Below are 15,787 nucleotides of genomic sequence, written 5' to 3'. Positions count from 1 at the left end.
CAGGACCTAGGCATTGGCGAGCGAATGGCCTTGCGCGCCGTGCGACTTGCTCCAGAACGGCGGCACCACATGGCCCGCCTGCACGGCCCTGTAGGCGAGATATCCCCCGGCACTGGTCGCGATGATGCAGGGGATGAGCGAGGCCTCCAGCCCGAACCCGCCGCCGGTCATCAGATCGGGGCCGGTGAACACCGTCTTGAACAGCCCCGGTTGCGCGATGCTGCCCGATACGACGCCGCCGAACACCGCCGATTGGGTGTAGTTCCAGGCGATGTGAAACCCGATCCCCAGCCACAGCCGCCGGGTGAGCATGTAGGCGGCCGCGAGCAGCAGCCCGGCCTCGATGCTGATGAAGATCGCGCCGGTCAGGGTCGCATCGGGGTTCGTCAGGTGAACCGCGCCGAACACCACCGAGGACACGATCACCGAAATCCAGCTGCCCAGCCATTCCTCGACGACCCGGAACAGCGCGCCGCGGAACAGCAGTTCTTCCAGAAAGCCCGCGCTGCACGCCTGATAGAGCGCCGGGATCATCACCACCACCGGGTTCATCCCCTCGATCCGCCCGTAGCCGAGCACGATCAGCACCAGCACGCCGAGGGTATAGAGCCCCGAGCCGACCAGCATCCCGATGCCCAGCTCCTTCAGGCCGGGATTGAGCGCCAGATCGCTGATCTCGCGGCGCTCGACGAGCCGGCCGAAGCCAACATAGACCCACATCGCCAGCGCCACCATGCCAGCCACCGAGAAGGCCGCTGCAAGATGCACGCCGTTCGCCATTTCGATGAAGGCGTTGCTGAAGCCGATGCAGTAGAACAGCGGCAAGCCGAGCAGGAACAGTTTGATCGGCGGGAATTGCAGGATGCGCAGCCACAGCGCCGTCGGTTCGGCGTGGTCGGTCATGACATGATCCCCCTTGTCGTATTTGAAAGCTGGCTCCGCCTCGCCTTCACCATATCCGCACCCGTTGTTCGGGCGGCAGGTAGAGCTTGTCGCCCGGCTTCACGCCGAAAGCCTCGTACCAGGCATCGACATTGCGCACGACGCCGTTGACCCGGAACTCGCCCGGCGAATGGACGTCGGACAGCACCTTGCGGCGGATTTCGGCTTCGCCGGTGATGTTGCGCCAAAGCTGGGACCAGGCGAGGAAGAAGCGCTGGTCGCCGGTGAAGCCGCCAACCACCGGTGCCTTGCCGCCCTGCTTGTCGGCCACATAGGCGCGATAGGCGGCATAGGCGACCGACAGGCCGCCGAGATCGCCGATGTTCTCGCCAAGGTTCTGGCGGCCGTTGATATGGAGCCCGGGCAGGGCCTCGTAGCCATTGAACTGGGCGACAAGTCCCGCAGTGCGTTTCTCGAACTCGGCGCGGCTGGCATCGGTCCACCAGTTGCGCAACTTGCCATCCCCGTCCTGCCGGCTGCCCTGATCATCGAAGCCATGGCCGATCTCGTGCCCGATCACCGCCGCGATCGAACCGAAATTGACCGCGATGTCGGCCTTGGGATCGAAGAACGGCGGCTGCAGGATCCCGGCGGGAAAGATGATCGCATTGGCAGACGGGCTGTAACCGGCGTTGATCTCGTGCGGGGAATAGGGAAACTCCCAGGCACGGGTGCCTTCCTCCAGCTTCTTCAGACTGTCCTTGCGCGCCCATTGCTGCAACCGGGCGCGATTGCCGACCAGATCGTCGGGCGCAATCCTGACGCCCGAGCGATCGTGCCAGCGTTCGGGAAAGCCGATCTTGGTGGTGATCCGGTCAAGCTTGCGCAGCGCCTCGGCCCGGGTGGCCGCGTCCATCCAGTCAAGCTTGGCGATCCGCGCGGCATAGGTGGCGCGCAGATAGCCGACCATCTCGGCGACCTTGGCCCGGTCGGACGCACCGAAATAGTTGGCGATGTAGAGCCGCCCGATCTCCTCGCCCAGCACCGCGTTGACCGCGGCGACGCTCTCGAATTCGGCAGCGCGGCGCTTCGGGATCGATTGCAGGCGCTTGCTGTGGAAATCGAAATGCGCCTGCACCCAAGGCTCCGACAGCGAGGGCGCCCAGTGATCGAGCGTCTTGAACATCAGGAAGGATTGCAGGTCGCGCACCGGGGTCGCGGCGAACAGCTGCGCCATGTCCTTGACCGCGCTGTCGGTCATCACCTTGAGCCGCTGCTGGCCGGCGAAATCCTGCTCGGCGAGGAAGGCGTCCCATGCGAAGCCCGGCGCATAGGCCTTGAGCTCCGCTGGCGACATGACGTTGTTCATCCGCACAACATCGCGCGTCTGGGCGAGGCTCCAGTGCTTCTGGGCAATCGCGATCTCGAGCGCCAGCACGGCGGCGGCGCGGCCATCGGGATCGTCGATCCCGGCGCGGCGGAAGCTGTCGGCGATGTAGTCACGCAGCGCCTGCCGGTGGCCGATATAGGGCTCGGCATCGGCGAGGTAGTAATCGCGCGAGGGCATGGTCAGCCCGCTGGCGCCGATCGCGGCGATCTGGCGGGACGGATCGTCAAGATCGGCCACCACGCCCCCGCCAATGAAACCATCCATCCACGGATAGGCCATGATCCGGGCGAAGCCGGCGCGGTCCTCGGTGCCGCCGATGATCGCCAGCGTGCTGGCAATCGGGGTAAGGCCGAGCGCGTTGCGGCGCTCCATGTCGGCGTGCGAGCGGTGGAAGTCGCCGATCATCTGTTCCGGGCTGCCCGGCTCGTCGGTGCTCTCGCGCGCCATCGCGATCAGTTCGGCGACCCGCTGTTCGGTGGCGAGATAGACCTCCACCGAGGCGTCGATATAGGGAACGCCTTCGGGCGGCTTGGCCGTCTTGAGCCAGCCCTCATTGACGTAGCGGTAGAAATCGTCGCCGGGCTTTACCGTGGCGGAAATGCCCTTGGGATCGACACCCCACGGGGCTGCCGGGGTGCTGTTCTGGCCCACCGCTGGTCCGGCATGAGCCACCACTACGGCCAAAGCAGCAGCCGAAATGAAGAACGATTTCATAGCGGATCTCCTGAAGCGGGGGCATGCCGTCTCGGCGGGATAAGCGAGCGATCCCGGCTGACCGGAGGTGTGCCTCGCCCCCGGTCAGCCGACCCGTGCCGTGCGTCGCGCGCACGCTACAAGCCCTCTGCCTGTTCGTCCGGCCCCCCTTAGGACGCAGGCCATCGCGGGTCCGTTCAGTCCCGGCAGATGCGAGCCGAGACGCTCTCGATCGAGTAGATGTAGCCGTTGCGCGAATTGACCACGAGGCACTGTCTCGAGGCTGCGCGCCAGTAGGTCATGTAGCGGCCCTGATCGGTGCGCTTATTGTCGAGTTGTGCGAAGCCGCGGCTTGCAAGCTGGCCGGTCGCGTAGTTGCGTTCCTGCCCGTTGAGGTCGTTGAATTCGGCATAGGCGCTGTATCCGCCGCCGTAATTGTAGCCGCCGCGATAGCTGGTCTGTCCCGCCCGTTCACGCACGCCGCTGTCGTAGCCGTTCGAATAGGCGTCAGTGCGGCTGTAGTTGTGGTAAGCTTGACCATAGAGCCCGTCGCGGTGTCCCCGCTCGAACTCGGCGGTGCCGCGCTCGTCATAGTCCTGCCCGTTGCGATGGTGCGACTTGCTGGCGAGCGCCGCAATGCCGAGGAGCGCCACCGCGCCGATTGCGACGGCCGCAGCCTTGTCGCCGCTGCCGCCTTTCTGGTTGCAGTCGGCATTGGTGGTCTTGTCGATCGACTGGAAGTTGCCGTCGTAGGTGACGACCTTGATGCATTCCTTGGTGTTGCCGTTCCACCAGTAGTTGATCTTGCTGTCGTAATCGGTGTGGCCGGAGATCCGATGGAAGCCCCGGAATTCGAGCTGGTCCTCGCCGCTCGAGCCCCTCGCCCCGATCAGGTCGCGCACCGACCCCGGCGTGTTAGCCACCGCCGCAACCGGCGTCATCACCATCACCGCGCTCGAGATCGCCGCGCAAAAGCTTGCCGCATATCGTTTCATGAAAACCCCTCCAATGAACCCCTGATCTGAAAGCTTACATATTTGGTCCCGCTTGGCTTTGGACATTTCGCGCCATTCGCTGGATGTTTCGCGCCATACCCCCCCGCCCCGACGCTGCTGTCCGGTCGCGCAGCGGAGGCGGCGGGAGGAGAGCGCATGGCCCCCCGTCTGCAAAGCCGGCGCACGAGGCGTCAGGTCGCCATATCTCGCGCGAACATGAAGCCCAGCGTTACCGCGGTGACGATGATGAGGGCCGCTGCCGCAACGGTCGCCCCCAGGGCGTCTGCGGCGGCCCGCACATAGCCGATGCCGAGTTTGACCCGGAACCACAGGGTTTGCTGCACCAGATACCACGCGAGCCCGCCCCAGAAGATCACATGCCCGACCAACGAAGTGGTCTCGTCGCCGATCTGCCAGAGGATTGTCGCGATACCGATCACCAGCGTCATCGGCGCGGTGATGAAGCACTGGCTGTAGAACACCGGGCGCAGGGTTTCGCGGTCGAGCGGGATGCCCATTCGGTTCAGCAGGCGCAGCGACAGGATCAGCGGCACGAGGCTGAACATGAACACCCTGAACATCAGCAGGTTCTGGGTGTCCTGCAAGAAGGACGGGAGCGACTGGGTTCCGGGCGACGGAAACGCCATCTCGAAACCGTGGCTGAGGGCGAGGCAGATCATCAAGAACAGCGGCGGGCTGAGCGTATCGCTGTATTGCTCGGACTGCACGTCGCCGAGTTCGGTGTCGGCATAGTCCATCATCCGCTGAGGATAACGCGCGGTGAGATAGAGAGTGCGGGGGAAGAACACGAGCATCACCATGACTTCGTAAAGCAGCTCTTCGAGCGACTTCAGAAGCTTCATGAAATCCATCGGCTATCCCCCCGGCTGGCGCCGGTGCGGCGGGCTCAGCCGCCGAGCACGAAGGCGTCGGGGATCTCGTAGATTTCCGTGCCGAGCTTCGCAACCGTCGCATCGCCCTTGCGCTTGGCGCTGATCGGCATCGCAGCCGTGCCATCGGCCTCGGCCGTGCTGAAGGTCAGAAAGCTGCCATCGGGCTTGAAAAAGATCGCGCGCTTGACGCTGCCGGGCAGCGAAACCTCGACCGTTATTCCATCACTTCCGTTGCGGATCACACCCGCATCGCACGTGCCAGCGGCGGCGCCCTTGTAGCCTGCACAGGCGATCTGCGCGGTGGCATTGTAGCTGGTGCCCGCCACGGTGGCATCGCCCTGCCCGTCACCCTCGCCGGGCTTCGCTGCCCGGTCGTTGGGCACGGAAACGAGGGTCACTCCGTCGATCTCGGTCAACACCTTGCCACCGAGCCGCGCCGCCTCCTCGGCCGACGGACAGCCGACCAGAGCGGCGCTGTCGTCAAGGAGATCGACCGTTGCGGCGGATTCGCCGATGCGCCGGCACGCCGCGCCGGGGCCAGGATAACCGTCGCCGACGACCGTGAGGCTCGAAGGCCATGCGAATGCCGCCTGTTCCGCCGCCGCCGGCGTGGCGGGCGCAGATGGCACCCCAGCACCACAGCCCGCTGCCAGGATCAGCACGAACCACGGCACAGTCAACCGAAGCTCACCACGCATTGCTCAATTCCCCCTGCCCGGCGCCGCGAACATCGCAGGCGCCGCTGATCATGTCCGGTCGCGATAGTGCGAAGGAATGGGGCCAGAGGCTATGGGCATTCGCGGCCATAGTGTGGACAAATCGCGCCACCGGCGGCCCGGTGAGCCGATATTCTCGCTTGGTCCTCCGCCCAATTGCCTGCATATCTGCGCTTCTTCCATGGGGTGGGAAGATCGTGATGCGGTCTGAAGACAAAGGATCGTTGCAGGTCATGGCATCGGGAAGCGCCTGCGCTGCGCGATCCGCGCGCGCGGATGCCGAGCGCGCGATCGGCATGATGGGCACGAGGGCGACGACACGCGTGCCGACGGCGACCCTCCTGCACCTCGGCGAATGGCTGGCCTGGCCGGACTGGCTGCGCGACGGCACATCGCTCGCGGACGGGAGCGGTCCCCTGCCGCCGATGGTGACGCGCGCCGACGATATCCTCATCATGGCCAACATCGTCGACAACACGGACACCTTCGCGCTCGTCGAAGACATGCTGACGCGCCCGCGGCCGGCCTTGAGTCTCGCTGGCGAACTCGCGGTGCTGCATGGCCCCGATCTGGGCGCATCGGTCAAGGCAGTCGCCCGGGGCCTCGCGGCACGCAATCTGTGGGTGCGCGTGGCCGTCTCCGAGAGCGAGGCCGAAATCGAGATCGCGATCCGGCCGGTTTGGCCGATGGGAGAACTGTTCCGCTCCTTCGCACTCTGCGCGCTCACGCTTCTGCATCGCGCCGTCACTGCCTATCGCGGGGATCGGCTGGAAGGGATGCGTTTGGCGACAAGCCTGCACGATCTTCCTCAAGCGCAGGCCGCTCTCGGCGCCTTCCGGTGTGCGATCATGCCATCAGACCGGGCCGAAGCCTTGCTGTTTCCACGCAGCTGGTTGAACCAGCCCAACCCCCATTTCGATCCGCTTGTCTGGGACGTGGCCAATGCCAAGATCATGGCACTCGAAAACGAAGTGGCCGGCGACCCGACCATCGATCCCTTGCGCCACTATATCACCGGCCAGCTGACCGAGATGCGCCAGGTTCCGCGCCTCAAGCAGGCAGCGGCACACCTGGGGATCTCGACACGCACGATTGTAAGGTCTCTCGCACGCCAGCAGACAACCTTTCACAAGCTCGTCGAAGAAGAACGCAAGGCTCGCGCGCTCGCCCTGATCGCCGATCCGACGCTGCCGCTTGCCGATGTGGCCAAGGCCCTGGGGTTCAGCGATACGTCAAGCTTTGGCCGCTCGTTCCGCAAGTGGTTCGCCGAAACGCCCGGCAACCTTCGCAGCCTGACCGCCCTGTGACACTGCCGGCCCGACCGGTCGATCCCGCCGTCGAAGGCGTCCCGCAGGTGGACGCGATCAGATCGTTGAGCCATCCACCGGGGAGAAGAGTGGTAGCGGAGGAGGGACTCGAACCCCCGACACGCGGATTATGATTCCGCTGCTCTAACCGGCTGAGCTACTCCGCCCCAAGGGGCATCCGGCGGTGCGTCCTGCCGGATTCGGCGCCGGGTGTCCCCTGCGCGAGGCGGGCACTTAGGGCCGCCGGCGCGCGGGGTCAAGCCCTCTCCCGGCCGCGGAAGGCGCAGGTCTTGATGTGCTCCCAAGGGCCGCCCTTGTAACGATGCAGCGCGAGCGCGGGGAAGGCGAAGCGGCCCTTGGCGATCCACGGGGCGAGCAGCGGCGCAAGGCCCCGCTGAAGCGCCCTTGCCTCCTCCTTCGTCACCTTGTTCTGGATGGTGATGTGCGGGCGCGGCTCGTGGAGGTCCTGGGCGGTGAGGCTCCCGCGGAAGTGCTCGGCGATGAGCGCGCGCAAGGACAGGAGCTCGGGCGCCTCGAGCGCGATCGCCGTGCCCTTGCCGAGGTCCATCACCCCCTTCACCATCCCCAGCGGCGCGGCGAACTCGGCGGCGAGCTTCGGGATGAAGTCGGTGAGCTCCTCGAGCAGCGCAGGCGCGAAGGCGTGGAACAGCGTGACGTGGGCGTGGAGGTGGTTCCGCTCCGGCGGGAAATGGGCGCGGCGCAGCCCCTCGGCGAAACCCTGGAGATCGGGCGGCAGGACAGCGGTGAGGATGAAGGGATCAGCCACCGCAAGGCCCCGCCCTGCCGATCACATCTCGCCCCGCTCGCGGCGGATCGCGTACCACTTGGCGACGTTGGCGTTGTGCTCGGCGAGGGTGTTCGCGAACCAGTGCCCGCCGGTCCCGTCGGCGACCATGAACAGCGCGGCCGTGTCTTCCGGGTTCATCACCGCCGCGATGCTCGCCCGGCCCGGATTGGTGATCGGCCCCTCGGGCAGACCGACGCGGGTGTAGGTGTTGTAGCCGTTGACCGCCGCGATCTCCGACTGGCGGATACGGCGCCCGAGCGGCTTGCCCTTGGTGATCGGGTAGATGATCGTCGGATCGGCCTGGAGCTTCATCCCCGACTTCACCCGGTTCGAATAGAGCCCGGCGACCATCCGCCGCTCTTCGGGCTTGCCGGTCTCCTTCTCGACGATCGAGGCGAGCACCAGCGCCTCGCGCATCGTCGGCACGGCGACGCGGGGGCTGCGCCTCGCCCATTCCTCGGCGAGCGCGCGGTCCATCGCCGCCTGCATCTGCTCGACCAGCTCGGCGCGCGACTGGCCGCGCTCGAAGGCGTAGGTGTCGGGCAGGATCGAGCCTTCCGGCGGGACCGGCACCTCCCCGGTCAGCAGGGGCTCGGCCATCAGCCGCTCCCAGACGAGGATCGAGGGCATTCCTTCGGGGATCGTCACAAAGCGGCGGATCACGTCGCCCGACTGGAAGGCGGCAAGGATGTCGCCCTGGCTCATGCCCGGCTTCAAGAGGAACTCGCCCGCCTGGATCGGCGCGTCGGAGCCGAAGATGCGCGCCTGCAGCATGAAGCCGGAGGCCGAGGCAATCAGCCCCTCGGCCTCGAGCTTGTCGGCGACGCTCGCCACCGACGCGCCCGCCGGGATAACGAAGCTGGTGTCCTTCTCGACCGTCGCCGAGCCGAGCAGCACCCAGCCTGCGACCAGCCCCGCCATGGCGAGGCCCACCACCAGCAGGATCAGGGCCCGCGCGCGGCGCATCGGATCAGTCGAGCTTCTGCATCACCAGCGAGGCGTTGGTCCCGCCGAAGCCGAAGGAGTTGTTCAGCACCGCACGCACCTCGCGCTTCTTCGCCACCAGCGGCACGAGGTCGATGCCCTCGGTGCCCTCGTCGGGATCGTGGAGGTTGAGCGTCGGCGGCACGATTCCGTCGCGCATCGCGAGGATGCAGAAGATCGCCTCGACCGCGCCCGCACCGCCAAGAAGGTGCCCGATCGCGCTCTTGGTCGAGGACATCGAGGCCCCGCCGAGATCGTCGCCCAGGACACGCTTGACCGCGGCGAGTTCGATCGTGTCGGCCATGGTCGAGGTGCCGTGGGCGTTGACGTAATCGATGTCGCCCGGGCCAAGCCCCGCCTTCCTCAGCGCCATCCGCATCGCCAGCTCCGCGCCCCGGCCTTCCGGGTGCGGGGCGGTGACGTGGTAGGCATCGCCCGACAGGCCGTAGCCGGTCACCTCGGCGTAGATCCTGGCGCCGCGCGCCTTGGCCCGCTCGTATTCCTCGAGCACGACGACGCCCGCGCCCTCGCCCATGACGAAGCCGTCACGGTTCTTGTCATAGGGACGGCTGGCTTCCTTGGGCCGGTCGTTCATGCTCATGTTGAGCGCGCGCGCCTGGGCGAAACCGGCGATGCCGAGCGGGTTGACGGTCGATTCCGCCCCGCCCGCCAGCATGATGTCGGCATCGTCCATCGCGATCATGCGCGCCGCGTCACCGATCGAGTGCGCGCCGGTGGAGCAGGCGGTCACGACCGCATGGTTCGGACCCATGAAGCCGTACTTGATCTGCACCTGCCCGGTGATGAGGTTGATGAGGCGCCCGTGGACGAAGTGGGGCGAGACCCGGCCCGGACCGCGTTCGTGGAGGTTGACGCTCTCGATCTCGATGCCGGGAAGGCCGCCGATGCCCGATCCGATCGAGCAGCCGGTGCGCTCCTTCTCGGCCTCACTCATGTCGGTGAGGCCCGCGTCTTCCAGCGCCTGACCCGCGGCGTCGATGCCGTAGACGATGAAGGGATCGACCTGGCGCTGGACCTTGTGATCCACCCGCTTGTCGGGATCGAAGCCCCAGGGGTGGTCCTTGCCCTTCACCTCGCAGGCGATGGTGCATTTCTGGTTCGAGGCATCGAAACGGGTGATCGGCCCCGCCCCGCTTTCCCCGGCGATGAGGTTTGCCCAGGTCGTCTCGACATCGCCCCCCAGCGGGGTGACGAGGCCCAGACCGGTTACAACCACACGGCGCATAGCAATCTCCGAAATAGCAACAGGCCCAGACCCGTTCGGGCTGAGCCTGTCGAAGCCCCGCAATGTCATCCAGCGCTATGGCAGCAAGCAGGGACGGCCCTGCGACAAGCTCAGGGCTTACGGGGGTTTAGGCCGAGATCAGCCCTTGTGCTCTTCGATGTACTTGGTGGCGTCACCGACCGTGGTGATCTTCTCGGCCGCATCGTCGGGGATCTCGACGCCGAATTCCTCTTCGAAGGCCATCACCAGCTCGACGATGTCGAGACTGTCGGCGCCGAGATCGTCGATGAAGCTCGATTCCTGGGTGACTTGGGCCGCGTCGACGCCGAGGTGCTCGACGACAATCTTGGCCACCCGGTCGGCAGTATCGCTCATGGTATTCCCTCTTGAAACTGGGGTTAGATAAGTCGCCCCCGCCCTAAAGAAGGGCGCGATGATGCGCAAGTGGGCATGAGGTCAGCGCGGCGCAAGGTCGGGGCGCAGCGCCATCTGCCGCTCGGCGCGCAGGCGCGAGGCGATGCGGTCGAGCCCGGCCTGCGCCTCGATCCGGCCGCGCCGCAGGCCGAGCACCGCGCGGTACTGCTCGGCGGCCTCCTGGAGCTCGCTTGCGCTTTCGTGGCACAGGCCGAGGTTGAAGGTGATCGACGGATCGCCGGGGTTTCTCTCCTCCAGCGCGGCGAAGGCGCGGCAGGCCCCTTCGATGTCGGTCTTGGTGAGGCGCACCGCCGCCTTGAAGGCCTCGCGGTCGTCCTTGGCGATGCCGTCGCGCCCCTCGAAGACGCGGATGTCGTCGGCGCGCTGCTGGGGCGCGATGTCGCGGCGGACCAGCAGCGCGAAGCGCCCGGCGAGCTCCTCGACCATCGCCTCGACCGGCGGCGGGGTCCGCTCGTCCTTGCAGAAGCGGCGGCTGGCGGTGAGCGTGTCGCCCTTGGCGTAGAGCAGCTCCCCGCTGCGCGCGGCGAGCCGCACCTCGGGCCGCAGGGTCAGCTCGCGCGTGCTGCAGGCGTAGGTCACCTTCTTCTTCTCGGTACACATCCCGATACCGTTCTTGGTGACGCATTCCTCGACCTCCTTGGTCCCGGAATCGACGTCGCGCCACGTCACGTCGGCAATCCCGCGCATCACCGCGTCCACCCCGCCCCCGCGCGGATCGGCGCCGCCGTCATAGGTGTAGCGTTCCCCAAAGGCCGGCGCGGTGAAGGTGATGTCGAACCACGGGCGGCCCTCGACGATCGCGGAGCGCAACGCGGAATCGATCGCGAAGGCGAGCCGCTCGCCCCCGCGCCCGGCGAAATCGCCGAGCGCGATGCTGCGTGCGCGCGAGGGCGCATCGACATTGGCGGCGTAGATCCCCTCGACCGGCAGGGTCTCGGCATGGGCTGCCCCTGTCCCTGCGAGCACCGCAGCGGCGAGCCCGATCGCGAAACCGTAACGCATGGCAAATCCCCCTCTCCGGCGCCCTCGGGGGCGGAAAGTTGCAGGATTTGGCGACGAGAACAAGCGGGCTTGCGACGGATGGCGGCGGGCCCTTGCCAGCGCTCGGGACCGCGTGCGAGAGGCGTGCCATGCTGACCTTCTGCTCACCGGCCCAGACCGCCCATGCCCCGCTGCGCGAACTGCACAACGGGGGATGGATGGACCATGCCGAAACGCCCGCGCGGCTAGAGACCATTCGCGCTGCACTCGGCCCGGCGGCCCTGCGCGCGCCGGCGGATCACGGGCTGGCCCCGATCCTGGCGGTGCACGATGCCGATTACGTCGCCTTCCTCGAAAGCGCGCACGCCGAATGGCGGGCGGCGGGGCGCGAGGGCGATGCAATCCCCTACACCTTCCCGGTGCGCGGACGGCGGCCGCTGGCGCTCGAACGAATCGACGCGAAGCTCGGCCGGTTCAGCTACGATGCGGCAACCCCTGTCGCAGCCGGGACATGGGGTGCGGCCTATGCCGGCGCGCAGGCGGCGCTGAGCGCGCTGGAGGCGGTCGCCGGCGGCGAGGCGAAGCGCGCCTTTGCGCTGTGCCGCCCGCCCGGGCATCATGCAGGCGCGGACTATTTCGGCGGCTACTGCTACTTGAACAACGCCGCCATCGCCGCCCGCGCGGCGGCGGCGCGGGGGCTGGGCCCGGTGGCGGTGCTCGATGTCGACTACCACCACGGCAACGGGACGCAGGACATCTTCTGGGAGGACGGGGGCGTGTTCTTCGCCTCGATCCATGCCGACCCGGCGACGGACTACCCCTATTACTGGGGCCACGCCGACGAGCGCGGCGCGGGCGATGGCGAGGGCGCGACGATGAACCTGCCCTTGCCGCGCGGGACGACCTGGGCGGGCTACAAGGGGGCGCTCGGCACGGCGCTGGAGGCCGTCGCCGCCTTCGGCGCCCGGACGCTGATCGTCAGCTACGGCGCGGACACCTTCGCCGAGGACCCGATCTCGCACTTCGCGCTGACCACCGACGACATGAACCGCATCGGTGCGGCGGTGGCGACGCTCGGGCTGCCCACCGTCACGGTGATGGAAGGCGGCTATGACGTCGCGGCGCTGGGGCGCAACGTCGCGGCCTTCCTTGCCGGGCTGGAAGGCGCCTAGGCGCCCGCCCCCGGCTTCGCCTGCGGTTCGACCACGCGCAGGTGCAGCTCGCGCAGCGCCCGCGGCTCGGCCGGGCTGGGAGCACCCATCAGCAGGTCCTCGGCGCGCTGGTTCATCGGGAAGAGCGAGATCTCGCGCAAGTTTCTAGCGCCGCACAGCAGCATGATGATCCGGTCGACGCCTGCGGCCATGCCCCCGTGCGGCGGCGCGCCGTATTGGAAGGCGCGGTACATCCCGCCGAAGCGCTCCTCGACATCCGCCTGGGTGAGGCCCGTGATCTCGAAGGCCTTCACCATCGTTTCGGGCTTGTGGTTGCGGATCGAGCCTGAGGCGATTTCATAGCCGTTGCAGACGAGATCGTACTGGAACGCCTTGATGGTGAGCGGATCCTGCCCCTCCAGCGCCTCGATCCCGCCCTGCGGCATCGAGAAGGGGTTGTGCGAAAAGTCGACCTTCTTCTCGTCCTCGTTCCATTCGTAGAACGGGAAGTCGACGATCCAGCACAGCTCGAACCGGCTCTCGTCGATGAGGCCCAGTTCCTCGCCCACGCGGATACGCGCGGCGCCTGCCAACTTGGCGGCGTCGGCTTCCTTGCCCGCGGCGAAGAACAACCCGTCGTTCTCGCCGAGGCCCAATTCGGCATAGAGTTCCGCCATCCGCTCGGGCCCGTGGTTCTTGGCGATCGGCCCGCCGAACTCGCCGCCCTTGCGCGTCACATAGCCGAGGCCCGCATAGCCTTCCTTGCGCGCCCAGTCGTTCATGTCGTCGAAGAACTTGCGGCTCTTCTCGTGGGTCGCGGGCGCGGGGATGACGCGCACCACGCCGCCGGAGCCGACGATCTTTTCGAACAGGCCGAAGCCCGACTGCGTGAAGTGCGAGGAGACGTCGCTGATGATCAGCGGGTTGCGCAGGTCGGGCTTGTCCGAGCCATACTTCAGCATCGCCTCGTCATACGGGATGCGCGGGAACTCACCGGCGGGCGTGACCTGCTTGTCGCCAGCGAACGCCGCAAAGGTGCCCTGGATGACGGGCTCCATCGTCTCCCACACCTCTTCCTGAGTCACAAAACTCATTTCGAGGTCGAGCTGGTAGAACTCGCCCGGCAGACGGTCGGCGCGCGGGTCCTCGTCGCGGAAGCAGGGGGCGATCTGGAAATAGCGGTCGAAGCCCGCGACCATCAGCAGCTGCTTGTACTGCTGCGGCGCCTGGGGGAGCGCGTAGAACTTGCCCGCGTGGATGCGGCTTGGCACGAGGAAGTCGCGTGCGCCCTCGGGCGAAGACGCGGTGAGAATAGGCGTCGAGAACTCGTTGAAACCGGCCGCATTCATCCGCGCGCGCATGTCGGCGATCACCGCCACACGGGTCATGATGTTGCGGTGCAAGGTCTCGCGCCGCAGGTCGAGGAAGCGGTACTTGAGGCGAATGTCCTCGGGGTAAGGCTGCTCGTCGGCGACCGGCATGGGCAGCTCCTCGGCCGCGCTCTGCACGGTCACGCCGCGGGCGAAGACCTCGATCGCGCCTGTCGCAAGGTTGGCGTTCACCGTCTCGGCCACCCGCGCCTTGACCTCGCCCTCGATGGTGACGACGCTCTCGACGCGCAGGCCCTCGAGCACCGGCAGCGCCGGGCTGTCGCTGTCGGCGACGATCTGGGTGATGCCGTAATGATCGCGCAGGTCGACGAACAGCACGCCCCCGTGATCGCGCTTGCGGTGAATCCAGCCCGACAGGCGGACCGTGTCCCCCACATGATCCGAAGAAAGCTGTGCGCAAGTATGCGTGCGGTAGGGGTGCATCTAAACTCTTGTCCTGTTCGCGGGTAAGACGCTAGGGCGCGCGGGCGCGTTCGGAGCCTCGCTCCGCCGTCGGCGCGCTAACAGGGCAAGCCTGCCCCTTTGTCAAGCGGGACAGGCGCAAACTGGGTTCACTCCCGAGGGCGGCACTCCGCCCGTCAACCGCGAAAAGTAGACATGAAGATCCACCCGCTGATCACCACCACCGAGGCCCTTGCCGACCTCTGCGCGCGTCTCGCCCAGTCCGATTTCGTCGCGGTCGACACAGAATTCATGCGCGAGAACACCTATTGGCCCGAGCTGTGCCTGGTGCAGATCGCCAATACCGAAGAGGCCGCCGCGATCGATCCGATGGCGGACGGGATCGATCTGACGCCGCTGCTGGAACTGCTGACGAATAACGAAGACGTCCTCAAGGTCTTCCACGCAGGCGGGCAGGATGTCGAAATCATCGTCAACATGACGGGCAAGACCCCGCACCCCATATTCGACACCCAGATCGCAATGATGGCGATCAGCCAGTCTGAACAGATCGGCTATGCCAACCTCGTCGAAACCTGGGTCGGCCTTACCATCGACAAGGGCGCGCGCTTTACCGACTGGAGCCGCCGCCCGCTCACCGACCGGCAGATCGAATATGCCATCGGCGACGTCACGCATCTGGCAGGTATCTTCCCCAAGATCTTGAAAAAGCTGATCAAGACCGGGCGCGGCGTGTGGCTCGATGCGGAGATGGAGAAGCTGGCGGACCCGGCCAATTATCTCACCGATCCCAATGTCGCGTGGAAGCGCATCCGACAGCCGGGCCGCAATCCGCAGGTGCTCGGGCGGATGAAGGCGCTCGCCGCCTGGCGTGAGAGCGAGGCGCAGCACAAGAACATCCCGCGTGGCCGGATCATGCGCGACGAGACGCTGGCCGACATCGCCAGCCACCCGCCCAAGGCGCAGGCCGATCTCGCCAAGGTGCGCGGGCTTTCGGCCGCATGGAAGGACAATGATATCGGCAAGCGGTTGATGCGCGTGCTGGCGGACGCCGAGCCGCTGCCCAAGGACGAGATGCCCGAGAAGATCAAGCAGGGCGCCCCGCTCGGCAAGGAAGGCGCGCTGGTGGCCGATCTCCTCAAGCTCCTCCTCAAGATCCGCGCGCGCGAGATCGATGTCGCCCCGCGCCTCCTCACCCGCGCCGACGAGATGGAGGCGCTCGCCGCCGGGGTGCGCAAGCTGTCGGTGCTCGAGGGCTGGCGCTACGAGGTGTTCGGCAAGGATGCCCTCGATCTGGTCGAGGGCAAGCTCGCCTTCGCGGTCGAGAAGGGCAGGCTCAAGATGACCCATATCGACGACGTGGTGCCCGCGCCTGCCCCTTCGGCATCGCTGGCGGCGGAGTGAGGGTGCGCGCCGCCAATCCTCCCTTTCAGGGGAGGGGGACCATGCGCAGCATGGTGGGGGGGCGAGCCTCCTTCCCGCAAGCGTTGCCCGCCCCTCCACCACCTTCGGT

Annotated in this window: 14 protein-coding genes and 1 tRNA gene; 3 read left to right on the top strand and 12 right to left on the bottom strand. The window is 66.9% G+C overall.

All coding sequences use genetic code 11. The features are described 5' to 3' along the window. Nucleotides 1–6 precede the first annotated feature (6 nt). The 5 genes from OPU67_RS04065 to OPU67_RS04045 form a co-directional block, all read right to left on the bottom strand. A complete protein-coding gene (locus OPU67_RS04065; protein WP_267617750.1) occupies nt 7–903 on the bottom strand; it encodes a CPBP family intramembrane glutamic endopeptidase in 897 nt (298 codons plus the stop codon). 46 nt (nt 904–949) lie between these two features. Beyond that, the gene (locus tag OPU67_RS04060; protein WP_267617749.1) at nt 950–2,986 is read right to left on the bottom strand and encodes a M13 family metallopeptidase; all 2,037 of its coding nucleotides are present in this window, start codon (nt 2,984–2,986) and stop codon (nt 950–952) included. A 176-nt stretch (nt 2,987–3,162) separates the two neighbouring features. Further along, complete coding sequence (locus tag OPU67_RS04055; RefSeq protein ID WP_267617748.1) at nt 3,163–3,960, bottom strand: hypothetical protein; 798 nt, start codon at nt 3,958–3,960, stop codon at nt 3,163–3,165. 191 nt (nt 3,961–4,151) lie between these two features. After that, nucleotides 4,152–4,832: a hypothetical protein gene (locus tag OPU67_RS04050; protein ID WP_267617747.1), complete on the bottom strand. Its 681-nt coding sequence runs from the start codon at nt 4,830–4,832 to the stop codon at nt 4,152–4,154. Between the two features lie 35 nt (nt 4,833–4,867). Then, nucleotides 4,868–5,551 carry a hypothetical protein gene (locus OPU67_RS04045; RefSeq protein ID WP_267617746.1) on the bottom strand — a complete coding sequence of 228 codons (684 nt, stop codon included), beginning with the start codon at nt 5,549–5,551 and terminating at the stop codon, nt 4,868–4,870. A gap of 251 nt (nt 5,552–5,802) precedes the next feature. Between OPU67_RS04045 and OPU67_RS04040 the strand changes: the two genes are divergently transcribed. Continuing rightward, a complete protein-coding gene (locus tag OPU67_RS04040; protein ID WP_267617745.1) occupies nt 5,803–6,876 on the top strand; it encodes a helix-turn-helix transcriptional regulator in 1,074 nt (357 codons plus the stop codon). A gap of 90 nt (nt 6,877–6,966) precedes the next feature. On the opposite strand, the gene OPU67_RS04035 is transcribed toward OPU67_RS04040, so the two are convergent. The 6 genes from OPU67_RS04035 to OPU67_RS04010 all read right to left on the bottom strand — a co-directional run bounded on the left by OPU67_RS04035 (nt 6,967) and on the right by OPU67_RS04010 (nt 11,351). Then, nucleotides 6,967–7,043, bottom strand: a tRNA-Met gene (locus OPU67_RS04035). An 89-nt stretch (nt 7,044–7,132) separates the two neighbouring features. Beyond that, nucleotides 7,133–7,663, bottom strand: coding sequence for a 2'-5' RNA ligase family protein (locus OPU67_RS04030; RefSeq protein WP_267617744.1), 531 nt, complete (start codon nt 7,661–7,663; stop codon nt 7,133–7,135). A gap of 21 nt (nt 7,664–7,684) precedes the next feature. Continuing rightward, complete coding sequence (gene mltG, locus OPU67_RS04025; protein ID WP_267617743.1) at nt 7,685–8,650, bottom strand: endolytic transglycosylase MltG; 966 nt, start codon at nt 8,648–8,650, stop codon at nt 7,685–7,687. 4 nt (nt 8,651–8,654) lie between these two features. Next, nucleotides 8,655–9,914 (bottom strand): beta-ketoacyl-ACP synthase II, encoded by a 1,260-nt coding sequence (gene fabF / locus OPU67_RS04020; RefSeq protein ID WP_267617742.1) that lies wholly within the window; start codon nt 9,912–9,914, stop codon nt 8,655–8,657. A 138-nt stretch (nt 9,915–10,052) separates the two neighbouring features. Then, entirely contained in the window at nt 10,053–10,289 is a 237-nt protein-coding gene (locus OPU67_RS04015) for an acyl carrier protein (protein WP_267617741.1), read from the bottom strand. 81 nt (nt 10,290–10,370) lie between these two features. After that, on the bottom strand, nt 10,371–11,351 hold the full coding sequence (locus tag OPU67_RS04010) for a tetratricopeptide repeat protein (RefSeq protein ID WP_267617740.1): 981 nt from the start codon (nt 11,349–11,351) through the stop codon (nt 10,371–10,373). Nucleotides 11,352–11,479: 128 nt separating this feature from the next. On the opposite strand from OPU67_RS04010, the gene OPU67_RS04005 reads away from it, so the two are divergent. Next, nucleotides 11,480–12,502 (top strand): histone deacetylase family protein, encoded by a 1,023-nt coding sequence (locus tag OPU67_RS04005; RefSeq protein WP_267617739.1) that lies wholly within the window; start codon nt 11,480–11,482, stop codon nt 12,500–12,502. On the opposite strand, the gene aspS is transcribed toward OPU67_RS04005, so the two are convergent. After that, nucleotides 12,499–14,295, bottom strand: coding sequence for an aspartate--tRNA ligase (gene aspS / locus OPU67_RS04000; protein ID WP_267617738.1), 1,797 nt, complete (start codon nt 14,293–14,295; stop codon nt 12,499–12,501). The two genes, OPU67_RS04005 and aspS, sit on opposite strands and share 4 nt — an antisense overlap. A gap of 174 nt (nt 14,296–14,469) precedes the next feature. On the opposite strand from aspS, the gene rnd reads away from it, so the two are divergent. Next, the gene (gene rnd, locus OPU67_RS03995) at nt 14,470–15,678 is read left to right on the top strand and encodes a ribonuclease D (protein WP_267617737.1); all 1,209 of its coding nucleotides are present in this window, start codon (nt 14,470–14,472) and stop codon (nt 15,676–15,678) included. The last annotated feature ends 109 nt before the right edge of the window (nt 15,679–15,787 follow it).

Origin of the sequence: Erythrobacter sp. WG, assembly GCF_026586795.1 — a bacterium.
GTDB lineage: Bacteria > Pseudomonadota > Alphaproteobacteria > Sphingomonadales > Sphingomonadaceae > Erythrobacter.
The sequence above is the reverse complement of the archived record's forward strand: the minus strand, read 5'-3'. Positions and strand labels throughout refer to the sequence as shown.